We start from the raw sequence: 22385 nt of genomic DNA, 5'->3' as shown, positions 1-22385 counted from the left end.
CTCACCCTTTCTTATCATAGAAGAATCCTATTTACAGAGATTTTTTCATAGTCTCATTATAAATCCTGATTCTTTTCAAGCTGTTGTTCCTGCTCACGATTTTTCCCAAGAATCATTTCAATATTCGCCGACACAGTGCGAAGTTCCCGTTCATAATCCCGGTGGTTAGAAAAATCTTCACGCTGTCTATCCCTTAATTCAATAAGCTGGTCCTTTTCAGCATAGAGAGCTTTCATGGAAGGCAATTTATTCCCGCCAGATTTTTCTTTGAGTGTTCGGAGAGCTGTGTCATACAGGGAAAGTTCTGCCCGGTGTTCTTCATAAAATTTCTCTTTGTTTCGATTTTTACGATAATCGGCGTACACATTTTTATATGCCAGATATTGTCCGGTAAAATGAATCTGCTCATTCACATCTTTAAGTTGCTGTTCAGTATCTTTTAAAGATTTTCTGGAAGCACTGGTCTGGTCTGATGCCTGATTGAGTGCTGCATGGAAATCCTCAAGAGAATCATAGCCATGTTCCTGTATGTAGGCAACAGTCTGAGCCATCTGCTTCAAATTGGTGAGTTTTACTTTTTGAGCATAGGCTTCGCTCTGCTGTGCTTTAATACAGGTTTGTAGATCTATGACAAGTCGGAGATCTGATTTTATGAAAATGAATGGTGCAGGGATAGCAGAAGTATCGGAAAAAGGAACAGTTGGCAAATCTGTGGAAGTATTTGGAGTCTGCTGTTCCAGAATTTCTTCTTTCTGTTCTCTATGGGATTTCGTGTTTTCCTCAAATGCTTTCAAGAGAAAATCTTCTGTGTATCTGGTTCCGAGATTCCTTCCAGTGATATATTTTTTTCTGCCAGGGTGAAGATAGCTATATCGGTTTCGACTGATCTTGAAGATGATGTGATATTTTTCATCAAGGATTTTTGAAAATTCTTCTGGTGATCGGGCGGTACTTGCAGCATCATCAATAGCGTCACGAAGAAATTGTTTCTCTGTCTGGTAACGTGTTTCCTTTGGCGTGATTCCATCTTCTTTCATTTTCTGATTCAACTTATCGAGTTTTTCCTGTCCCCGGCGTTGTGCCCAATATTCTTTTTCTGTGATTTTTCTTTCAGCAGGAGTGAGCAGATCAACCTGATGTAGTCCTTCTTTTTTACACATATTCATGACTTCCTGTTTCAGATGTGCAAGATATGCTGTACTTAGATGGTGCTTGTATCCGGCTTTTGATTCACAGTCAAATTCCATATAGGGTTCTTGCGGTATGTTATATTTACGGAGACTGTTGATTACGATGTGTACATGGATGTTTCCACTTTCGTTATGACCATCGGTATGAGTACAGACTAAAGCCTGATGACCGGGAAAATTTTTCTTTGCAAAAGTCAATCCAAGTTGCTGGGCACGTTCACCGGTCAATCCACATTCCTCCCTGTCTTTCGGGTCGAAGCTGATGATATAGTGATGGGATTTTATCTCATTGAAGTTTTTGTTCTTGTGGTAGTAGATGTTCAATTCCTGACATTCAGATGCAAAAGAGAATGGATCACAGTTCAAACCGTCCAGATAATATTCTTCTCTCAATATCATATGCCCTTCCTCATCAAGAATCGGTTTTTGCGTATATTCATTATGCTGGAAGATAAGATAACGTTCCGATTCTCCATAGTCAGCATTTTTGCTTGCAATATGTTTAATTACTGCCACGGAAATCACCTGCCATTTTCATTACTTTATATTTCATTTCATAAATGTCCCGGAGAGACTTTCGGATTTCATTTCTCATTTCAGAAGAGATAATTCCACCTTGATTAAAATATCGGGCAATCTGATTTAGGTTGCTTCCAATCTTGCCAAATTCACCGATTAGTTTTTTGATTTCATCAACATCAGCAACAATTTCAAATCGTGCAGTTACATTTCCTTCCATAGTTTGAGTCCTCATGTATTCTGAAATGCTCATTTCTGCCTGTTCCGCTGCATTTTCTATGATGGAAAACTCTATATCAGTCAGGCGGATGGTTACCCGGTGTTCTCGTTTCATGTCCATTTCTTTTTGTGGTCGTGTCATTCAATGCTCCTTTCTGGCATAAAGGTTCCGCAGGAAAAATAGAAAATTCACAGTGAGCTGTGAAAGCAAGTGATGAAAAAGCATCACGCTGTGACCATGCAAATGGGAACCAATACACATATCTTTGATTGCGGTCGAGGGTATGGGGAAACGAAATCCCCATCAAGTTGCAAGTCAGAAAAAATCCCGCAGGGGTTTTTGTCCGACATTGCGAAACTTGCTCTAAAAATGACTGCTTCATATATAAGCCGATTTACAGAAAAAATGGAAATAAGAAGTTTATATAAATGAAAAAACAAAAAGCAATAGTTAATTGCGAAAATGTAAAGTTGTATTGCTTGCCCAAATGGTATATCAACTGTATAATACAATCAAACAAAAGGAGGAGGAAAGTAAAAGATAGTAATCAAAACATTGCAAAGGCAGTTCTTAAGATAAGGCAAGATAACAAGCTTTCTCAGGAACAATTTGCTGAAATGGTAGGAGTAACAAGACAGGCGGTGTCTAGATGGGAAATGGGAGTTTCCCATAGTTAAAGATACCACACCAAATATGATGAACCCACGCTTATACACTACCAGCTATAATAAACCGCAAGGACAGCAATTTGATGATACTGCTGTCCTTTCTTTTATAAAATTGCAGTACACATAAAAAAGCTGTAAAATGATAAATATATTTGTCCTTGTAACAATTCTCGGACATTTGCCTGTTATACTATCTGCAAAAAGCAAAGGAAGTGAGAATATGGAGCAGATTTTAATTGTCGAGGACGACAGTTTTTTGAATAAGATGTTGGCCTACAACCTGACCGCAGACGGCTACGGCGTGACTTCTGCCCTAAATGCCAGAACCGCCGCCGACGCCATCCGCCAGCGGGAATTTGATTTAGTGCTGCTGGACATCAACCTGCCGAACGGGAACGGTTTTGAGCTGTGCAAGCTGATAAAGCCCCAGCACTCGGACACCATCGTGATTTTCCTAACCGCCAACGATCAGGAGAGCGACCAGATACGGGGCTATGAGGTGGGCGCGGTGGACTACATCACAAAGCCCTTTGTGATCGGGGCCTTGCAGCGGAAAATCAAAGCCATGTTCGCCATGCTGGAACACCACAAACCGGCCAAGGACATTTACGACGACGGGCGGCTGTTTCTGGACTTCTCGGAGCAGACGGCTTCCCTAAACGGCAAGCCCCTGACCCTATCCCCGATGGAGTACAAAATGCTGAACCTGTTCCGCAAAAATCCCCGGCAAGTGCTGACCCGTGGGCAGCTTTTGGAAAAGCTGTGGGATATAGACGAGAGGTTTGTGGACGAACACACCCTGACAACCTCCATCAGCCGGATTCGCAGCAAGATTGAAGCCGACGGAGGTGTGCCATACATCAAGACCGTTTACGGTATGGGCTATCAATGGACGGGAGGCGAGGCAAAATGAAGTTTCAAAATCTATCGGTAAAGTGGCTATTTGGCCGGGTGGCAATAGGGCTTGTCCTCTCCATGTCCGGGATCACCATAGCCCTGTTTCTTGTGACAAAACAGACGGCGGTGCTGCTGACAGGCGGGGCGCTGCTGCTGTGCGCCATTGTAGGGATTTTTGTACTGACGCAGGCGTTTGGAAAGCGACTGTCGCAGTTTACCACTGACCTGTGCCAGACCTTAGACCACATGATCGCCGGAAATGAAGCACCCCAGCGGCCAGAGGACAGCGAAACCCAGCTCGCCAGAATCGGGCACCGGCTGGCGAGACTTTACCAGATCATGCAGGAGAACCGTCGCCGGGTGGACGAGGAACGGCAGGAGTTACAAACCCTTGTATCGGATATTTCCCATCAGGTAAAAACGCCGGTAAGCAATCTGAAAATGGCGACGGACACCCTGCTGGAAAAGCCTATGACCGAGGCGGAGCGTACCGATTTTATCCGTGGAATCCGCACCCAGACAGATAAACTGGACTTTCTCTTTCAGGCTCTTGTGAAAACCTCACGGTTGGAAACGGGCGTAATCCAGTTGAATAAGAAACCGGTCTGCCTCTTTGATACCGTGGCGCAAGCCATGAGTGGGATCGTGTATGCAGCGGAAAAAAAGAAAATCGCTGTATCTGTGGACTGCCCGGAGAATTTGACCTTTTCCCATGACAGCAAGTGGACATCCGAAGCCCTCTTTAACCTGTTGGACAATGCGGTGAAGTATACTCCGGCAGGTGGAAAAATTACGGTGTCGGTGATACCGTGGGAAATGTATGTGGAGATCAAAGTAGCCGATACCGGCAAGGGCATTTCCGAAAGTAATCAGGCTGCTATCTTCCGGCGCTTTTATCGTGAGGAAGAAGTACACGAACAGCAGGGCGTGGGCATTGGACTGTATCTGGCCCGCGAGATCGTAACGCGGCAAGGCGGCTATATCAAAGTGGTTTCAGAGCCGGGCAAGGGCTCGGAATTTTCCATTATGCTGCCGACAAAATAGAATGCGGCGGACGGCCATTTCCGGCTGCCCGCCGTAAATTTTTTTGAAATGTCCGAGCGTTGTAACATTTCACCCCGATTTTCAATGAAATTTTTGGGCCGCTGTAACATTTCGCGGACATTTAGGTTTTACAATACCCTTATCAAATATGGAGGTGATACAACTATGACATGGCCTTTTGAAAATGACACCAGCGCCATTACAAAGAAGCTGGCGCAAAGAAGCTTCAAAGCCAACAAATTACGAAATATTGTTGCTGTAATAGCAATCGTTTTAACATCAATGCTTTTTACTTCTGTAACGACTTTATGTGTTGGAGCGATCCAGTCTATACAGACAACTATTTTGCAAATTAGGGGAACCAGCCCGTCCACTGGTACATCTGTAAATTGGATTGCCATAATAGCAGCCCTGTTTTTTATTATGATTTTTGTAATAACGGGCTATTTGCTCATTCGCAATATTTTTGAGATTTCTGTTGTTCAAGAAATAAAGAAATATGGCTTATTAAGAACAATCGGAACAACGGAGAAGCAAATCAAGCGAATTGTTTATAAGCAAGCATTTTGGCTGTCTATAATTGCTATATCTATTGGGTTGATTTTAGGATATATAGTAGGAATACTTATGCTTCCGTGGATTCTTAATTTTATGAAAGGCGAGTATCACAATCTTTCTGTGAACTTGAGTTTTAATCCTATTATTTTTGTCGTTGCCGGGATATTTAGTGCGATTACTGTTTGGGTGAGTATAAAGAAACCATTCAAAATTGCAGCTACGATTTCGCCCATTGAGGCAACTAGATACTATGAAAAAGACAATTATCATAGTGCCAACAAGAATCGTCTTTCGTTTAAGAATAGAATAACAGAAATGGCATGGAGAAATTTAAGAAGAAATTCAAAGCGTACCATATTTATCGTCTTATCCATGATACTCTGCATTATTCTCCTAAACAGTGCAATCGCAATCGGAAATAGTGTTGATGTTAAAAAATATGTATCTTCTGTTACCTCATTTGATTTTGTTGTGGCAAGCCCAAACACATTTTCTAATGTGCAAGGTTTTCGATTTAAAGATGATTCTGTTAGTAATGAAATCATATCTGATATTGAAAATAATATTCCTGTGCTGAACGGAAGTCGAATTTATAAAAACACTTTGGATGATGTCAGTGTTACTTATGATTATGGTAGTTTGGTCACGGAAGTATTAGACGAATACACAGAAGATAATCACCTTATACGAAGTGGTATGGTTGATGGCAGAACTTATCCAGTAAAACTCGGTGTTGATTATCGACCTCTTTGCAATATTTACGGGGTAGAAAAATCAATACTTCCTAAATTGAATTTCATTGAGGGAGAAACAGATATACAGCAACTAACCTCATATTTGGAAAGTGGAAACTATGTTATAGAAATTTCAGCGATCAACCCAAATGAATCTCCTGAATTTCTTTGTCCGCTCAATCAGGAAGTTACCATTTACAAAGATGGATTGCCTTATAAAACGGTTTCGGTAATTGCGCGTGCAGTGGTTGATTTTTCATTGGTAGAATCTCCGGGTAAGAATGTTGGCTACACTGATGTTGGCGGCGATTGTCCTATTTTCTATATGAGTAATGAGATGTTTGTGGAATTGTATAACAATCCAGCCATAATGAGTTATGTGTTTGATGTGGAAAAAGAACACTTTTTGCCAGCGACCGAGTACATCAATTCTTTGCCTACCGTTGAATACGCATCGTCTGAAACATTGGCACAAACTATGAATGGATTAAAACAAACTATTTTTATCATAGGTGGCCTTATTGGGTTTCTATTAGGAAGTATCGGGCTTGTGAATTTTTCCAACATCATTATAACGGGCATTATAAACCGGCAACGGGAATTTGCTACATTAGAGAGCATCGGAATGACGAAAAAACAAATTAACAAATTGACCGTATTGGAGGGATTGTTTTACGCATTTCTGATTTGTGTAATGGGTTTACCTCTCTCTCTTATTGTTGCAAATACAATTCTTCCTACTTTCTTTAATCAACCTGACTTATGGCTGTTTACAATACAGCCTACGATTTTCCCGTTGATATTAGAGGGAATTGTTATTTGCGTTGTGGCGATTATAGTTCCTCATGTTTCGTTTCGCTATTTTAGAAAAACAAGTATTGTAGCTCGATTAAGGGTAGTTGAATAATAATTTTGAAATGTCCGAGCGTTGTAACATTTCACCCCCGATTTTCAATGAAATTTTTTGGCCGCTGTAACATTTCGCGGACATTTGGGTTTTACAATAGCCTTATCAACAGGCAGAAAGCCTTGAAAGGAGTTTTGAGTATGAGCGTTTTACAGGCGATTGATCTGAAAAAGTATTACGGCACAGAGCCGAACATTACCCGCGCCCTTGACGGTGTGAACTTCTCCGTGGAGGACGGCGAGTTTGTGGCCGTTGTGGGAACATCCGGCAGCGGCAAGTCCACCCTGCTTCACATGATGGGCGGGCTGGACACTCCCACCAGCGGAACCGTGATCGTCCGGGGCGAAGAACTGGCAAAGAAGAACGATGAACAGCTTACCATCTTCCGCCGCCGCAACATCGGCTTTATCTTCCAGAACTATAACCTTGTTCCCATCCTGAATGTGTATGAGAACATCGTCCTGCCGGTGGAGCTGGACGGGGACACGGTGGATCAGAAGTTTTTGGACGAGATCGTTCACCTGCTGGGGCTGGAAGATAAACTGAAAAATATGCCGAACAATCTTTCCGGCGGCCAGCAGCAGCGTGTGGCTATCGCCCGCGCCTTGATTACCAAACCGGCTATTGTTCTGGCCGACGAGCCAACCGGCAACCTTGATAGCAAGACCAGCGCCGAGGTGCTGGGGCTTATCAAGCGCACCAGTGCAGAGTTCCGGCAAACTGTTGTGATGATTACCCACAACAACGACATTGCCCGCCTTGCAGATCGGATTGTCCGCATTGAGGACGGCAAGATTGTGGAGTAAGGAGGTGGCAGGCTATGACATGGCCTTTTGAGAATGATACCAGCGCCATTACAAAGAAGCTGGCAAAGAAAAGTTTGCAAAGCGAGAAGCGCCGGAATCTGATGGTGGTGATTGCCGTTGCACTGGCGGCGTTTCTGATCTGCTTTACGGGAATTGTGTCTACTTCCCTGACACAAATGCAACGCAATCAGGTTGTCGATACTTATGAGGCGGTCTGGCTGGGCGTAGAGGAAAACGACATTGAAACCCTGAAAGGACTGCCGGAGTTTGAGCGCGTAGGCGGCTACTATATGCTGGGTGAGGAGCTTTCAGAACAGGGCTATCATGCGTCCTATGTGTATTGCGACGCGCAAATGATGGAGATTGCCAAGGCGCAGATGGAGTTGTTAGAGGGCCGGGTTCCTGAAAAAGCAAATGAAGTTGTTGTAAGCGAATACTTTCTTTCCACCTATGGAAACAATGCCAAGATCGGGGACACTGTGACCTTAGATACAGAGAGTTTTCATGGTGATTATGTCGTTACCGGCATTACGGACAGCGTAAATGAAAAAGAAGCGAATACCTGCGCTATCATTCTTTCCAACGCTGCCCTGACAGAATGGAACGGGTTTGACCCGGCTGGCTATCGCGCCTATGTCCATTTCAAAAACAGCGACCAGTTGGGCGAAGAACTGATGACCTCTTATTGCAGGGAGATTGCGGAGGAATATCAGCTTCCTATGCCCAAAATGAACAGTAAGTATTTTGCCTATGCTTCTAAATCCTTTGATTTTGCACTGATGGCAGGTGTGATTGCCCTTGTTCTGATTGGCGGCTATATTGTGATCCAGAGTATCTTCCGTATCTCCATCAATGACAAAATCCAAAGCTACGGGCAGCTTCGGACGATTGGTGCGACACCAAAGCAAATCAAGCGGATTGTAAAGAACGAGGGACGCAAACTCGGCAGTATCGGGATTCTGATTGGCACAGTGCTGGGCGTATGCGGCGGTTTCCTCCTGTTTTCCAAGGGTTTTAACGCTGTTTCCTATGTGGCAACGGTTATTTTAACGCTTATAAGCAGTTGGATCATGATATCTGTTTCCATCCGTAAGCCGGTGAAAATTGCGGCAGGGATTTCCCCCATTGAAGCCGTCCGTTTTACCCCGGCGCAAAAGGACATCCGCAGCCGGAAAAAGAATATCAAGCTCAATCCTGTTTCAATGGGAATTGCAAATTTTAGGCGTGACCGAAAAAAGACCGTTGCTATTGTAGCCTCATTGAGTTTGGGCGGAATTATCCTGCTTGTGCTATCCTCCATTGTTTTGCTGCGCTCACCAGAGGCGCTTGCAAGACAGTTTTTCCCAGACGGCGACTATAAAATTTATTTGGATTCTGAAATGACAGAAGAAAAGGTTATGGCAGCGGGAAATCCATTGAATGAGGAATTAAAGCAGAAAATCTTATCTATTGATGGCGTTACAGATATAATTCCAAGCAGGCAATCTCTCCATGCAACTTATAAAACAGAGATTCATCAAGCTGGTGGTATGTGCGATATGCTGACCGACCAGAATTATGCGGCAGTTGAAGCGGCTCTGACAGAGGGAACCATGCCAACAGATTCCCGTAGTATTGTAATTGACTATAATGTGCTAAAGCAGAATGAGGATATGGGTGTTGGTTCAACGGTTGAGATTTCTTTGGGAGAAGAACAGCCATCCGTTTCTGTTACCATATCGGGGTTATACGCTCCTGCAAAGGTATATTCAGGACATGGCAGGATGCACTTAGATGGGGCAACTCTTTTTGCACCAGAAGCGTTGTTCCACGAACTGCACCCGGAAATCACCTCTTTTGACTATTCATGGAGCATTGTAAATGACGCTAAAAAAACGGACTATGTGGGAGCTGAATTGAAAAATATTGTTGCCAGCCATAGTAATATTGCCTTAGATGAAATCAATACAGTGATTGAATATGAAGAAATGACAAATTCTTTTGCGTTTGGCAGTATGGAGATACTTTCATGGTTGGTATTTCTCTTTGGCGTTATCAACCTTATCAATACGACACTCTCTAACCAGATAGCCCGAAAGCAGGAAAACAGTATTCTGCGTTCTATCGGCCTAACACAAAAACAGCTATGTAAAATGAACATCTGTGAGGGGCTGTTCTATGCGCTCTTTGCAACATTGGCGACGCTGATCGTTGGGCTTCCGGCTTCCATCTTTGCTTGCAGAAAAATGAGTATAGGAGCTTTTGCCGGAAATGTAGTGCCTTACAAATTCCCGGTTTTGGAAATGGGACTGTTCATTCTGGTATTGTTCGGAATGGAACTGATCTTGTCTGTATGGACAATCCGCAGACAGAAAAAGCAATCCCTGATTGAACAAATGCGGGCGATGGAATAACCGTATGGGATCGGCGGGGCGGCGTGTGCTGCCCCGCTTTTTTCGCCATTTCTCAAAAAATTTTTGAAATGTCCGAGCTTTGTAACAATTCAGCCTGTTTTTCTGTCGAAATCAAAGGCACCTCGGACATTTATAGTTCTTCCAAAAGTTTGATGATAATATTACCATTCATGGAAGAAGCAATCTGTTATTGCAATAATGCGAAATTGACGATAGAAAGTTTTTCATATCTCGGTCAGCTCAACAATTACATTACTCTGCTGATACAGCCAGTCCGTAAATTCTTTCGGGCTGGCCGTTCCTGTTTTTACAGCCTTTTTTCTCTGTAAGGCTTCTTTCTTAAAGTCGGAAAAGGAAGCCTGTATTTTTTCCAGACGGTCAGCCGGAAAGCCTGCGGTATTTTTTACCCGGTTTATTTTGTTGCGCCAGTTCTGGCATTCATTTTTATAAAGCAGGTCATAGTTATTTTCTCTTGACCTCTCGTCAAATTCCCGCTTGTTTTGAAGCGCCTGTGCTTTTCGGCACTTGTCGCTGCACAGCTCATACCGCTGGCTCTTTGCCAGAAAATATTTTCCACAGACCTTGCACCGCCGGAAGCAAAGCCCCCAGTCATTCAGCCTGTTCAGATAATAGGTAATCAACGGGTAGAGGGACGCATGGGCAGACACACATTCTTCTGTGCGCCGGTTGTCCGGGAACCAGAGGTCAAGCCGGGTATCTTCTGACGGTGCGCCTTTGAAATAAAGGCTGCCAGCTTGAAATTGTTTCGGTTTTCCTGTCTCCCTGTCAAAGCTCATGGTTTCGTTTTGGAATACCCCGGTCAGTCTGCTCATTTTATCCATGAAGCGGTCACAGGCAGCGTTACGGTCACGGGGTTCTCTGGCAAGCAGATAGCTGTTCCAGATACGGAACGCCACATACATTTTCAGAGGGTCGTTGCTAAGATATTTCTCCCAAAGAAATTCGCTTGCCGCCTGCTCCAGCTCCGGCTGTTTCCATCGGTTGGAGTGGAGAGCTTGCCGCAGCGGAGAAAGCCCGTATAAGTTCCAGTCTCTGTCCGTGTCACGCTCAAAGTTTATCAAAAAAGTTCCCAGTGGGCGTGTCATATCACAAAGCACCTCTGCGTTTTGGCTCCCGTTCAGACGGAAGCGGATCTGCTGTTCTTCCCCAATCAAAATCCGCTCTTTCATTTTCTTCCTGTCCAGCGTCAGGACAAACAAAATCCTCTCAAAACATGGCTCATGCCGTATAAACTGATTCTCCATCCCTATCCCCTGCCTTTGTTTATGGTAATTATATAATTCAGTTATATCCGTTACACTCATGGTATCGCAGAATCATTGTTTTGTCAAGGATAGTACGCTATGATGATTGCGGTTGGTAATTTCGTACCGCACAGTACCTTGACAAGTGAATGACCGTCCAAAAGGGATATGACCGGCAGGAGAAGTGACGCATTCGGCGCACCAATGCAGGGAAACACCGCAGGAATGGGGCAGGAAAACGGCTTTTGGGGAGAACGGCAACAGGAAGCATTTTAACCTATTTGATTTATGGGAGGAACAGAATGAACGATAAAAAGAGATTGAACAGCTACGAGGATTTACCGCTGGTTCTGGATGTGGCGGACATTCAGCGGATTATGGGAATTTCAAGAGCGAGCGCCTATGAGCTGGTACACACACCCGGCTTTCCAGCGTTCCGCAGGGGCAGACTTATCAAGGTCAGCAAAATTGCTTTCTTTGAATGGATGGCAAAAGGCTCCGAAACCGTACCGGGAAGCGACAAATAAGCGTGAGGTATCATTCCCTGACTTGCAATACTGCCGCACTTTCCAAAGGGGCATACAGAGGGAAAAAAACTTAAAAATGATACCGAGACGCTACATCAAAACAGCCTATCTGCGTACATCAGATAGAAACGGAGAAAGGAGCCGGTTATGGCAAGAATGAGTAACAAGCGGCGGTTGGAATGGTCTTTCTTCTTAAATGACCGCAGCCGTATCACTTACAACGAACTGTGCCGGAAATGCCAGCACGAATGTAAACAGAGCTTCCGGGCGGTTGTGGTTGACTGCCCGAAGTATCTTTCCAAGCGTTCCAAGAAAAAGGACAAGACTGCCGGAAACGGCAAAATCCCTTAGGAACTAAGGGCGCACTTCTATACATAGTCTAAAGACCATGTATCGTGCGTCCTGCGGAGCTTACCTCTGCCGCTGATAAAATCAGCAATCCGAGGTCTGCGTTCGCTTCGCTCCGACAAGGTGGCTACACCCCCTTGCGCCGCTAAAGCGGCTATCCCCTGTGTACCCGCCGCAAAGAGAAATCCGCTCTGCGGTTTTCCCTTTTCATCGGGTTTTATAGAAGCACTGACACACGGACTGTCTGCGGATGGTCTTTCTTTATCTTATCAGCAAAGGATGTGAGAACATGGAAAAATCTTTGGAACAGTTGAAGCAGGAATATGAAAAAACCACTGTCCTGCTGGAACAGGAAAAACGGAAAATGCAGCGTTTGAAAAACCGGCAGGCGTATCTGGAAAGCGGTTCCCGGAAACAGAGGACGCACCGGCTGATTACCCGTGGGGCAGCTATTGAGAGCATTGCACCACAGACAAAGGAGCTATCCGAAGCGGAATTTTATTCCCTCATGGAAAGCATTTTGAATCTGCCGCAGGCGGAGCATTTCATCCGGTCTGCCACAGAGAACCACGCCCGTATTTCCGGGCAGGAGAAAGGCGGTGACTAAGGATAGCACTTTATCATTTTTCAATCGCACAGATCAAGCGCAGCGCCGGTCAGAGCGCCATTGCCAGCGCAGCCTATCGAGCCGGGGAGCGTCTTTACAGCAGCTACTATGGAGAAGTCAGCGACTACACCAAAAAGGGCGGCGTGATCGCTTCGGAAATCATGCTGCCGCCCCATGCGCCGGAAATATATCTTGACCGGGCGACCCTCTGGAATGCTGTGGAGAACTGCGAGAAACATCCAAAAGCACAGCTTGCCTATTCCTTTGATATTGCCATGCAGAATGAATTGACGCTGGAAGAAAACATGGAGCTGGCGAGGAAGTTCGTACAGGAGCAGTTTGTGACAAAAGGCATGATTGCCGACCTTGCTTTTCACAGCCCGGAGAAAGAGGACGGCGGCATCCCTAACCCGCATTTTCATGTGATGACAACCATGCGCCCTTTGAACCCGGATGGCACATGGGGACAAAAACAGCGTCGGGAATATCTTCTTGATGAAGATGGAAACCGAATCCGGGATAAAAACGGCGATTATATGTTTAACGCTGTCCATACAACAGACTGGCATGAGCCGGAAACGCTGGAACACTGGCGGGAGCAGTGGGCGGCTGCCGTTAATACAAAATTTGAGGAAAAAGGGCTGGATTTGCGTATCGACCACCGTTCCTATGTGCGGCAGGGGCTTGACCTGATACCTACTGTCCACGAGGGAGCTAATGTCCGGCAGATGGAAGCAAAGGGCATCCGCACCGAGAAAGGGGAACTGAACCGCTGGATTAAAGCCACCAACCGGCTCATGCAGGATTTGAGGAAGAAGATCAAAGCCCTGTTTGTCTGGATGGCAGAGGTAAAAGAAGAACTTTCCAAACCGCAGACACCGAACCTTGCCGACCTGCTGATCGCTTATTACAACCAGCGCAACGCAGGGGCATGGAGCAATAAAGCCAGAACCGGAAACTTAAAGCAGTTTGCCGAAGCCGTCAATTATCTGACGGAAAACAAGCTGCTCACATTAGAGGATTTGCAGGAGCGTCTTTCCTCTGTCAGTGAAGAATTTGAAGCATTAAGCGGCTCCATGAAAAAGAAATCTGCCAGGATAAAGGAATTGCAGGAATTGATACGGGAGGGCGAGAATTACCAGCGGCTAAAACCTGTCCATACGGAATTGAACAATATCAAGTTTAAGAAACAGAGGGAGAAATTTGAAACATCCCACGATGCGGAGTTACGGCTGTTTTATGCCGCCCGCCGTATTCTGAAAGAAAAACTGGACGGAAAACCCATTGCCCTGAAAGCATGGAAACAGGAATACGCACAGTTAAAAACAGAGTATGCCGAACTGTCTCCGCAGCACAAGCCACTCCGGGAGGAAGTCATACGGCTGCGGCAGGTGCAGAACGCCGTAGATACCGCACTGCGCCGGAGGGAGCAGCCACAGGAAGTACAGAGAAAGAAACATGAGATGGAGCTATGATATAACCGGCAGCTTTACCGCTACCGGTATTTTTACGGAGGGAGCATTTGAATGTATTTGAAGCGGTGAAACAGTCTGTTACCACACGGCAGGCTGCTTCATTCTATGGAATCCGGGTGGGGAGAAACGGCATGGTCTGCTGTCCATTCCACAATGACCGCACGCCCAGCATGAAAGTGGACAGCCGCTTTTACTGCTTCGGCTGCGGGGCTTCCGGGGATGTGATCGACTTTGCCGCTTTGCTGCATGGATTGGGGAAACGGGAAGCTGCGGTCAGGCTTGCGGAGGACTTCGGCGTTTCCTATGAGAAATCCGGCAATGCGCCGCCAGATAGGAAGCGTCACAACAGGTCACAGCCCCGGCAAAAATCAGCGGAGCAGAGATTTCAGGAAACGGAACGGTATTGTTTCCGGGTGCTATGCGATTATCAGCGCCTGCTGGAACATTGGAAAACAGCATACGCCCCACAGCCGCAGGATGCCATCTGGCATCCTCTTTTTGTGGAAGCGTTGCAGAGGATAAGCTACACAGAATACCTTTTGGATATTTTGTTATACGGAGAAATAGAAGAAAAAGCGGCATTGATCGCCGCACAGGGAAAGGAGGTGCTGCGGCTTGAACAGCGAATTTCAGAGCTTGCCGCCGGAAACGCAGGAAGCGGTCAAAAGGACGATGGACACAATGGAACCGGCGCAGACACCGGAAGAAATCCGGGAGACGTTAGAGGGGACGCAGAAAGGCGGCGTGAAGAACAGCATCCGAAACTGCCTGACGGTGTTCCAGCGTGACCCGCTGTTTCGTGGGGCGCTGCGTCTGAACCTTTTGACGGAGCAGATTGACATTGTGAAGCCGCTGGGCTGGGAGCGCACCAGTACCACGCTGACCGACATGGACATGAACTACCTGCTTTTGTATCTGGAAGAAAATTACGGGCTTATCAGCGAGAAAAAGGTGCAGAGCGCCATCAAGATTGTTGCCAATGAAAACCGCTACCATCCGGTCAGGGATTACCTGAACAGCCTGCAATGGGACGGCACAGAGCGCATTCGTTATGCCCTGCATCACTTTCTGGGAGCCGATACGGACGAATACACTTATGAAGCCTTGAAACTGTTCCTGATGGGAGCCATCCGGCGGGTATTCAGACCGGGGAGCAAGTTTGAGGTCATGCTCTGTCTGGTTGGTGGTCAGGGAGCCGGGAAATCTACCTTTTTCCGGCTGCTGGCAGGCAGGGACGAATGGTTTTCAGACGATTTGAAGAAGCTGGACGATGAAAATGTGTACCGCAAGCTTCAAGGGCATTGGATTATCGAGATGTCGGAGATGATCGCCACAGCCAACGCCAAGAGTATTGAGGAAATCAAGTCATTCTTAAGCCGCCAGAAAGAAACCTACAAAGTGCCGTATGAGACACATCCGGCAGACCGGCTGCGGCAATGTGTATTTGGAGGGACGACCAACCGGCAGGACTTTTTGCCCCGTGACCGCACCGGCAACCGGCGCTTTCTCCCCGTGACGGTGTACCCGGAACGGGCGGAGGTTCACATACTGGACGATGAAGCGGCGGCGAGGGCGTATATCGAACAGATGTGGGCGGAAGCCATGACGGTTTACCGCAGTGGGAAGTATAAGCTGTCATTCAGCATAGAAATGAACCGATACCTGAACGCCCATCAGCAGGACTTCATGCAGGAGGACACACAGGCTGGCATGATCTACGCCTATTTGGAGGACTACACCGGTGACAGGGTATGCTCCAAGCAGCTTTATGAGGAAGCGCTGGGGAACTTAAATTCCCCGGCAGACTGGGAGACACGGGCAATCTGCGAGATTATGAATACCGGCATTGCGGGCGGCATCATACAGGGCTGGGCAGCCTACAAAAGCCCGAAGCGGTATAAGAAATACGGTTCTCAAAAAGGCTGGGAGCGTGTCAACCAAGACCCGCCGGAGGGGGACGGTTTTCAGGAAATCACGGAAGAAGAAGCCCGGCAAATGGAACTGCCATTCTGAAAAGCCGCCGGTTAACAGTTTGGTTGACGCTTCGGTTGACAGCCGGTTGACGGGGAAAAGCCTGATATTTGGGGCATTTCTCTCCTTTGTCAACCATGTCAACCAAGAAATCAAAGAAAAAGTAAAAAGTAATAATAGAGCGCCTGTGGATTGTTTTCAAAGTCTTTTCTGCCGGTTGACACGGTTTGGTTGACATGGAGACAGCCTACGGCTATACACCTGCCTGACATTCCCATGTCGGGCATATTTCATTTATGGAGGTAACTGCCTATGGCAAAAAACAAAAACGAGAGCAACAACGAAAACAGCGGCACCCTGCTTACCGAAAAAGACGGCACCCAGTATTTTGTCATGGGGAAAGTCCGTATCAAGGTATCGGAGCATTTCGCACAGGATGGGAAGCCGCTTGACAGCCTGCTGGAAGATGTGATCCAGCACGCTGCCGCCGCTTCCTGAAAAAATACGGAATAACGACTGTCAATCAGCCCACGCTTATGATATACTTGTACCAGCGAGTATTATATAAGCGTGGGTTGTTTCTTTTAGAAGGAGGATTTTTAACCGTGAAACAACCATACAATACAACGATTTATAACACTGCACTATATTTGAGATTGAGCCGTGACGATGAATTACAGGGGGAAAGCGGCAGTATCCAGACCCAGCGCATGATGCTTAGGCAGTATGCCGCAGAGCATGGGCTGACTGTTGTAGACGAGTACATTGACGACGGATGGAGCGGGACAAATTTCGAGCGTCCAAGTTTCCAAAGGATGATTGATGACATCGAGGACGGGAAAATCAACTGCGTTGTCACAAAGGACTTATCCCGTCTGGGAAGAAACTATATCCTGACCGGTCAGTACACGGAAATCTATTTCCCCAGCAAGGGAGTACGCTACATTGCCATCAATGACAATGTGGACACCATCAACGGAGAAAGCGAGCTTGCCCCATTCTTAAACATCCTGAATGAAATGCACGCCCGACAGACCAGCAAAAAGGTCAAGACTGCCATGCGCACAAGATTTGCCAATGGCGCACACTATGGAGCCTATGCACCGCTGGGGTATGTAAAAGACCCGGACAAAAAAGGTCATCTTCTGATCGACCCGGAAACGCGCTGGATTGTAGAGAAGATTTTTGACCTTGCAGTACACGGGAGGGGTGCCGCCAGCATTACACGGATTCTGGTGGAAGAAAAAGTACCTACCCCCGGCTGGCTGAACTATGAAAGATACGGGACTTTCGCTAATATCTACGCCGGTGCGCCCGCAGAAAAAGCCTATGCGTGGACGATTGCACAGGTCAAGAGCATTTTGAAAGAGGAAACCTACATCGGTCACAGCGTTCACAACAAGCAGAGCAACATTTCATTCAAGAACAAGAAAAAGGTGCGGAAGCCGCAGGAAGAATGGTATCGTGTGGAAAATACCCACGAAGCCATCATTTCCGAAGAAGTGTTTCAAAAAGTTCAGGAGCTGATTGCAAGCAGACGCAGGAAACGCAGAAACGGTACGACACAGATTTTCGCAGGATTGATAAAATGTGCAGACTGCGGATGGTCTTTAGCCTATGGGGAAAACAAGCAGAACAAAAACCCATACGGGTACTACCATTGCAGCAAAAACGGACAGGGATTACGCCAGTGTTCCATGCACTATATCCGCTATGATGTACTGTATGCCTATGTACTTGCAAGACTGCAATACTGGTCTATGCTGGCACAGAAAGACGAGGACAAGTTACTGAAACGCCTGCTCAATGCCAGCGACAGGGAAAGAAACTCTGCAAAGAAAAAGCAGGCTGCGGAGCTGAAAAAGGCAGAGAAGCGTAAAGCCGAGGTTGACGGGCTGTTTGCTAAAATGTATGAGGACTGGTCTGCCGGACGCATAACCGAGTATAACTTCAATATGCTGTCCGAGAAGTACCAGAACGAGCAAAAGGAGCTTGAAGCAAAAATAAGACAGCTTCACGAAACGATGGAAGCCGCCGTACAGACCGCAGCGGATGCTGAAAAGTGGATTGCCCTAATGAAACAGTATGTCAACCCTGTGGAGCTGACCGCCGAACTTCTGAACACTCTAATTGAAAAAATAACCGTCCACGAAGCTGTCAAGGGCGAGGACGGAAGCCGTGAACAGGAAGTAGAAATCTACTACCGCTTCATCGGCAAAATCGACTGACCTTTCTTTTTTACCCAACAATATCTTTAATTAAGGGAGAACGGAGTCTCTGTTCCAAATATTAATACACTTATTCTAATAAGTGAGAAATTTGATATTCCAGTTGATGAAATGTTAAAGTCAGGAGACGTTGTTGAAAAAATTGATAACAATAAAACTTCTTTCAAAAAAGATAGAAATTATAGTATTGTATTTTTAACTATTGGTATTTTAGGGCTGATTAGTATACCTTTTGAAATGTCTGCTGATGATCATAACTGCATCAGTCATTTTGGTCATAACTGCACCAGTCATTTTGGTGTTGACGCTTTTTGTTTGGCTCTGCACGGGGCTGATCTACATATCCAGTCTGGTGCTTGGTCTACTAAGCACGGTAATTGCTCTGCTTGGCGCGGCTGTGATTATTACCTATTCCCCGCAGAATGGTGTGATTTTGTTGGTTATAGCTTTTTTGATTAGCCCGATGGGATTGCCGCTTGCGGCGATCTGGCTGTTGGGTAAGGTGCAGGATTTGAAATTTGCGATCTAGGATTGGATGTATGGGTAAATGATGTGAATAAATCTGGAATGAAAAGAAGCAGGACAATGGGAGATGAGACCCAGTGCCCTGCTTCTTGGTTATTTGGAATGAACGGTAGTGTATTTCTGGTTTTTGCTTTTGGGTTTGTCTGGAAACATCATTTCAAGTTTACCAGAAGATAATAAAGGCTTGAGGTAATATTTGCTGAAGTGAGAACGGCTGGAAACATCAATATATGCTTGCATTTCATCTCGACTTTTAGGGTCTGCACAAAATTCCAATAGCAAGTTTTGCTTGCTGATCACAGATGTATCATGTGCGGCATCATGTGCTGTATCATGTGCGGAAGCACCGCACATGATGTAATTCACATTTTTCAAAATAACTCTGAAATCTGTCGCTGTTGAGGAAAATTCGGGCTTATATGCCTCTGTGTATCCAGGCAGCTTTTCAGTTTCACTGACGATTTTGCGCAGACCACTTCCACGGCGTTCCATGTACTTCATGCGGTGGAACAGGTCAGCAATCACAGGGTTTCGTCGCATCGAACGAATACTGTAAATATCGTATTCCTGAATTGAGCCGCCGCCAAACATACCGCCCGGAGATGTGATTTCCACCCGATCATCAAACATATCAATATGGATTTCGCTGCCAAGCACAATATAATCACGATGGATAAGCGCATTAACAAGAGCCTCTGTCACAGCTCGTTCAGCATAATCCGGCTTGTCTACACGATACTGTGCCTTTTTGACAAAACGGACTTTGGAATTATTGCGAATAAATTCACTGCCGCTGTTCAGTAGATAAATCAGATTCCCTTCGTATTCTTTATCGTCCAATGCATCATCAAAGATAGAGCCTTTTTCAAAGCCATTCCACCGGGTACAGAACATACGGGAGTTATAAACCGTGTGCTGATCGGTCATGAGTTTTCCGGCATTGGTCAGGAGTCCATTTTTATCAGTCAAACCAAAGGAAACATAATCGGATGGCTCAAAGCGGAGACCGGTCCGTTCCAGATAGGTTGCTTCCAGAAGTGTAAAGCTGTAATCCTTTTTTACCGCGTCTGTTGTTAGGGTATCAAAGGACTGATTGGTTCCCTTTAAGATCAATTCATTTACAATGTAATCCGGGGCAATTACGCTTTCATTTCCAACACGGATATATGCTTCCATCACTCCGTCTGCCTTGTAATAATATGGGGTGCTGCGGCCGGGAGAAACCTCCAGAGCTAATAGATTTTTACCATCTTCCTGTAATGGTTTTAAGATAAACTGAGGTAATGGTGTGATTCGTTCTTTGATTAAGCGGCTGATTGCCTCAGCATCCTTTTGAACATCGGACAAGCCAATAGGTTTCCGGTCATCAGAGATTCCGAAAAACAGAGTTCCGCCGATTCCATTAGAAAAGGAACTGACACTTTTTAACCAGCTTTTGGGTTTTTTTATTTCAAGTGCAACTTTGAAATCACATTCGGTTGCTTCAGCAATTAGCTGTTCTATCATAAAATCCCTCCTTTGAGGTATTGGTAGTTTCTTTATATTATACCCATAAGGAGAGTTTATTTCAACGATAGGCACAAAGAGTTCAGAGAAAATATTTTGAGAGGAGGGCTTTTTATGGCAACTACAAGAATCATGCCGCTTCATGTCGGCAAAGGCCGCACAGAGAGTCGGGCGATCAGTGACATCATCGACTATGTGGCCAATCCAAAGAAAACAGATAACGGCAGGCTCATTACCGGCTGGGCGTAGAATTTGCAAAGCGTTTTACTAAAGGCAATCATGCCTTTGTAGTCTGCACTCACATAGACAAGTCGCACATTCATAATCACATTATCTGGTCATTGGTCAGCTTAGAATATGACCGGAAGTTCCGAAACTTTTGGGGCAGCACCAAGGCGGTTCGTCGGCTAAGTGACACCATCTGTATTGAGAATGGACTGTCCATTGTAGAGAATCCGAAACCTCACGGAAAGAGCTATAACAAATGGCTGGGCGATCAGGCAAAGCCCTCTCACCGAGAGCTGCTTCGTGTGGCGATTGACAACGCATTATCACAAAGTCCTGCTGACTTTGAAGAACTGCTGAAGCTGTTGCAAGAGTATGGTTGTGAAGTTTCAAAGCGCGGAAAATCGTATCGACTGAAGCTCTCTGGTTGGGAGAAAGCCGCCCGCATGGACAGTCTGGGCGAAGGATATGGATTGGAAGATTTGCGGGCAGTTCTCTCCGGGAAGAAAGCACATACCCCGCGAAAGAAAACAGTCGCACAGGCAGAGCCGCCAAAGATCAATCTGCTGGTGGACATTCAGGCAAAATTGCAGGCTGGAAAAGGTGCTGGCTATACTCGATGGGCTAAAGTTTTCAATCTGAAACAAATGGCGCAGACCATGAATTACCTGTCAGAGAACAATCTGCTGGAGTATGCGCTTTTGGAAGAAAAGGCTGCGGCTGTCACGGCACATCACAATGAGCTTTCGGCGCAGATCAAAGCGGCTGAAAAGCGCATGGCAGAGATCGCGGTTCTGCGTACTCACATCGTAAATTATGCCAAGACCCGTGAGGTCTATGTGGCATACCGCAAGGCGGGTTACTCTAAGAAATTCCGGGAGGAACATGAGGAAGAAATTCTGCTCCACCAGGCTGCTAAGAATGCCTTTGATGAGATGGGGGTCAAGAAGCTTCCCAAGGTCAAAGAGTTGCAGACGGAGTACGTGAAATTGCTGGAAGAGAAGAAAAAGACCTATGCCGAGTACCGGCGTTCCCGTGAGGAAATGCGGGAGCTTTTAACGGCAAAGGTAAATGTAGATCGAGTGCTGAAAATGGAGGTAGAACAGGATGTTGAAAAAGAAAAAGACCACGGCCAGCGGTAAGCTGGTCCTGGTCAAAAGCGTTCGCAGAACGCGCAGCCACAGAATGAAATTCTGTGTTCAAAGGGGCTTGGGGGCGTTGCCCTCAACAAGCAAGCGGAGAGGAAAATCACGGAGGGATTTTCTTCTCTGCGGGCCTGTGTGTATTAACACAGGCATTGCTTGCCTCTTTTCTCCGAAAATGAAAAGAACCAGTGAGAGAATCGTTAAATTTCACTCACTGGCTCAATTCGTTTCAAATTTCTCGGACAACTCTGTCAGTTCCTTCACCGTTTCCTGGGTGTGATGCAGTAGGGTGTCACGCATTTCTGGCGGACAGCTGGAATAAAGCATTTTCATCTGATTGACACCCTCATCTTCCAGGGAAACATCTGGATTTATAAGCGTATCTAAAGAGATGTGCAGGATCTTTGCCAATGCTCTCAAAATCAAATAGGACGGATTTATTTGTCCCTTTTCAATGCTGGCGATCTGCTTGACAGATACATGGCTCAGATCCGCAAGCTCCTGCTGTGTCAGGTCTTTTTTCTTTCGGGCTTCCCGCATTTTTTGCCCCAAAGCAGTCAAATCATCAATCGGCATAATCACTCACCTCAAGTATATTCTATCGTGCCGATTTGCACAAAGGAATAA

20 protein-coding genes and 1 pseudogene are annotated in these 22385 nt (G+C 45.9%); 16 read left to right on the top strand and 5 right to left on the bottom strand.

The window, feature by feature from the left end; genetic code table 11:
* Positions 1–56 precede the first annotated feature (56 nt).
* Both G5B06_RS11785 and G5B06_RS11780 read right to left on the bottom strand, forming a co-directional pair.
* Positions 57–1706 (bottom strand): relaxase/mobilization nuclease domain-containing protein, encoded by a 1650-nt coding sequence (locus G5B06_RS11785; RefSeq protein ID WP_117944166.1) that lies wholly within the window; start codon positions 1704–1706, stop codon positions 57–59.
* Positions 1693–2070 (bottom strand): plasmid mobilization protein, encoded by a 378-nt coding sequence (locus G5B06_RS11780; protein ID WP_117640207.1) that lies wholly within the window; start codon positions 2068–2070, stop codon positions 1693–1695. Before G5B06_RS11780 ends, G5B06_RS11785 begins: the two co-directional genes overlap by 14 nt.
* 287 nt (positions 2071–2357) lie before the next feature.
* Between G5B06_RS11780 and G5B06_RS11775 the strand changes: the two genes are divergently transcribed.
* The 6 genes from G5B06_RS11775 to G5B06_RS11750 all read left to right on the top strand — a co-directional run bounded on the left by G5B06_RS11775 (position 2358) and on the right by G5B06_RS11750 (position 9936).
* The gene (locus G5B06_RS11775; protein WP_227084062.1) at positions 2358–2606 is read left to right on the top strand and encodes a helix-turn-helix transcriptional regulator; all 249 of its coding nucleotides are present in this window, start codon (positions 2358–2360) and stop codon (positions 2604–2606) included.
* Between the two features lie 211 nt (positions 2607–2817).
* Complete coding sequence (locus G5B06_RS11770; RefSeq protein WP_173772125.1) at positions 2818–3510, top strand: response regulator transcription factor; 693 nt, start codon at positions 2818–2820, stop codon at positions 3508–3510.
* A complete protein-coding gene (locus G5B06_RS11765; RefSeq protein ID WP_173772123.1) occupies positions 3507–4538 on the top strand; it encodes a sensor histidine kinase in 1032 nt (343 codons plus the stop codon). Before G5B06_RS11770 ends, G5B06_RS11765 begins: the two co-directional genes overlap by 4 nt.
* A 165-nt stretch (positions 4539–4703) precedes the next feature.
* On the top strand, positions 4704–6737 hold the full coding sequence (locus tag G5B06_RS11760; protein ID WP_097783440.1) for an ABC transporter permease: 2034 nt from the start codon (positions 4704–4706) through the stop codon (positions 6735–6737).
* Positions 6738–6877: 140 nt separating this feature from the next.
* Positions 6878–7543, top strand: a complete 666-nt coding sequence (locus G5B06_RS11755) for an ABC transporter ATP-binding protein (protein ID WP_097783439.1) — start codon at positions 6878–6880, stop codon at positions 7541–7543.
* Between the two features lie 14 nt (positions 7544–7557).
* Positions 7558–9936 (top strand): ABC transporter permease, encoded by a 2379-nt coding sequence (locus tag G5B06_RS11750; protein WP_173772121.1) that lies wholly within the window; start codon positions 7558–7560, stop codon positions 9934–9936.
* 224 nt (positions 9937–10160) lie between these two features.
* On the opposite strand, the gene G5B06_RS11745 is transcribed toward G5B06_RS11750, so the two are convergent.
* Positions 10161–11201, bottom strand: a complete 1041-nt coding sequence (locus G5B06_RS11745; RefSeq protein ID WP_173772119.1) for a DUF6076 domain-containing protein — start codon at positions 11199–11201, stop codon at positions 10161–10163.
* 302 nt (positions 11202–11503) lie between these two features.
* Between G5B06_RS11745 and G5B06_RS11740 the strand changes: the two genes are divergently transcribed.
* The 9 genes from G5B06_RS11740 to G5B06_RS11700 all read left to right on the top strand — a co-directional run bounded on the left by G5B06_RS11740 (position 11504) and on the right by G5B06_RS11700 (position 18886).
* The gene (locus G5B06_RS11740) at positions 11504–11728 is read left to right on the top strand and encodes a helix-turn-helix domain-containing protein (RefSeq protein ID WP_005362423.1); all 225 of its coding nucleotides are present in this window, start codon (positions 11504–11506) and stop codon (positions 11726–11728) included.
* 147 nt (positions 11729–11875) lie between these two features.
* Positions 11876–12079, top strand: a complete 204-nt coding sequence (locus G5B06_RS11735) for a hypothetical protein (protein ID WP_004614949.1) — start codon at positions 11876–11878, stop codon at positions 12077–12079.
* A 286-nt stretch (positions 12080–12365) separates the two neighbouring features.
* Entirely contained in the window at positions 12366–12683 is a 318-nt protein-coding gene (locus G5B06_RS11730) for a DUF3847 domain-containing protein (protein ID WP_008816380.1), read from the top strand.
* 2 nt (positions 12684–12685) lie between these two features.
* Positions 12686–14158: a MobQ family relaxase gene (mobQ, locus tag G5B06_RS11725; RefSeq protein ID WP_173772130.1), complete on the top strand. Its 1473-nt coding sequence runs from the start codon at positions 12686–12688 to the stop codon at positions 14156–14158.
* A gap of 47 nt (positions 14159–14205) precedes the next feature.
* Positions 14206–14946, top strand: a complete 741-nt coding sequence (locus G5B06_RS11720) for a CHC2 zinc finger domain-containing protein (protein ID WP_055059557.1) — start codon at positions 14206–14208, stop codon at positions 14944–14946.
* Positions 14831–16171 carry a virulence-associated E family protein gene (locus tag G5B06_RS11715; protein WP_173772128.1) on the top strand — a complete coding sequence of 447 codons (1341 nt, stop codon included), beginning with the start codon at positions 14831–14833 and terminating at the stop codon, positions 16169–16171. Before G5B06_RS11720 ends, G5B06_RS11715 begins: the two co-directional genes overlap by 116 nt.
* A gap of 270 nt (positions 16172–16441) precedes the next feature.
* A complete protein-coding gene (locus G5B06_RS11710; protein WP_015540918.1) occupies positions 16442–16627 on the top strand; it encodes a hypothetical protein in 186 nt (61 codons plus the stop codon).
* Positions 16628–16734: 107 nt separating this feature from the next.
* On the top strand, positions 16735–18357 hold the full coding sequence (locus tag G5B06_RS11705; protein WP_173772117.1) for a recombinase family protein: 1623 nt from the start codon (positions 16735–16737) through the stop codon (positions 18355–18357).
* Between the two features lie 247 nt (positions 18358–18604).
* The gene (locus tag G5B06_RS11700) at positions 18605–18886 is read left to right on the top strand and encodes a CD1845 family protein (protein ID WP_173772115.1); all 282 of its coding nucleotides are present in this window, start codon (positions 18605–18607) and stop codon (positions 18884–18886) included.
* An 89-nt stretch (positions 18887–18975) separates the two neighbouring features.
* On the opposite strand, the gene G5B06_RS11695 is transcribed toward G5B06_RS11700, so the two are convergent.
* Complete coding sequence (locus G5B06_RS11695; protein WP_055214156.1) at positions 18976–20388, bottom strand: ATP-binding protein; 1413 nt, start codon at positions 20386–20388, stop codon at positions 18976–18978.
* A 114-nt stretch (positions 20389–20502) separates the two neighbouring features.
* On the opposite strand from G5B06_RS11695, the pseudogene G5B06_RS11690 reads away from it, so the two are divergent.
* A pseudogene (locus G5B06_RS11690) lies at positions 20503–21755 on the top strand (relaxase/mobilization nuclease domain-containing protein).
* A 222-nt stretch (positions 21756–21977) separates the two neighbouring features.
* Here G5B06_RS11690 and G5B06_RS11685 read toward each other — a convergent pair.
* A complete protein-coding gene (locus G5B06_RS11685) occupies positions 21978–22334 on the bottom strand; it encodes a helix-turn-helix domain-containing protein (RefSeq protein ID WP_117944165.1) in 357 nt (118 codons plus the stop codon).
* Between the last annotated feature and the right edge of the window lie 51 nt (positions 22335–22385).

Origin of the sequence: Blautia luti (assembly GCF_013304735.1) — a bacterium.
Classification (GTDB): Bacteria; Bacillota; Clostridia; order Lachnospirales; family Lachnospiraceae; genus Blautia_A.
This window is presented reverse-complemented; position numbering and strand designations above follow the sequence as displayed.

Bases quoted from the DNA above. Each gene is read 5' to 3' on its own strand.
- G5B06_RS11750 (WP_173772121.1), top strand. From the start codon at position 7,558: ATGACATGGCCTTTTGAGAATGATACCAGCGCCATTACAAAGAAGCTG.
- G5B06_RS11765 (WP_173772123.1), top strand. From the start codon at position 3,507: ATGAAGTTTCAAAATCTATCGGTAAAGTGGCTATTTGGCCGGGTGGCA.
- G5B06_RS11730 (WP_008816380.1), top strand. From the start codon at position 12,366: ATGGAAAAATCTTTGGAACAGTTGAAGCAGGAATATGAAAAAACCACT.
- G5B06_RS11760 (WP_097783440.1), top strand. From the start codon at position 4,704: ATGACATGGCCTTTTGAAAATGACACCAGCGCCATTACAAAGAAGCTG.
- G5B06_RS11770 (WP_173772125.1), top strand. From the start codon at position 2,818: ATGGAGCAGATTTTAATTGTCGAGGACGACAGTTTTTTGAATAAGATG.
- G5B06_RS11715 (WP_173772128.1), top strand. From the start codon at position 14,831: ATGGACACAATGGAACCGGCGCAGACACCGGAAGAAATCCGGGAGACG.
- G5B06_RS11700 (WP_173772115.1), top strand. From the start codon at position 18,605: ATGATCATAACTGCATCAGTCATTTTGGTCATAACTGCACCAGTCATT.
- G5B06_RS11710 (WP_015540918.1), top strand. From the start codon at position 16,442: ATGGCAAAAAACAAAAACGAGAGCAACAACGAAAACAGCGGCACCCTG.
- G5B06_RS11780 (WP_117640207.1), bottom strand. From the start codon at position 2,070: ATGACACGACCACAAAAAGAAATGGACATGAAACGAGAACACCGGGTA.
- G5B06_RS11755 (WP_097783439.1), top strand. From the start codon at position 6,878: ATGAGCGTTTTACAGGCGATTGATCTGAAAAAGTATTACGGCACAGAG.
- G5B06_RS11735 (WP_004614949.1), top strand. From the start codon at position 11,876: ATGGCAAGAATGAGTAACAAGCGGCGGTTGGAATGGTCTTTCTTCTTA.
- G5B06_RS11745 (WP_173772119.1), bottom strand. From the start codon at position 11,201: ATGGAGAATCAGTTTATACGGCATGAGCCATGTTTTGAGAGGATTTTG.
- G5B06_RS11775 (WP_227084062.1), top strand. From the start codon at position 2,358: ATGAAAAAACAAAAAGCAATAGTTAATTGCGAAAATGTAAAGTTGTAT.
- G5B06_RS11695 (WP_055214156.1), bottom strand. From the start codon at position 20,388: ATGATAGAACAGCTAATTGCTGAAGCAACCGAATGTGATTTCAAAGTT.
- G5B06_RS11685 (WP_117944165.1), bottom strand. From the start codon at position 22,334: ATGCCGATTGATGATTTGACTGCTTTGGGGCAAAAAATGCGGGAAGCC.
- G5B06_RS11740 (WP_005362423.1), top strand. From the start codon at position 11,504: ATGAACGATAAAAAGAGATTGAACAGCTACGAGGATTTACCGCTGGTT.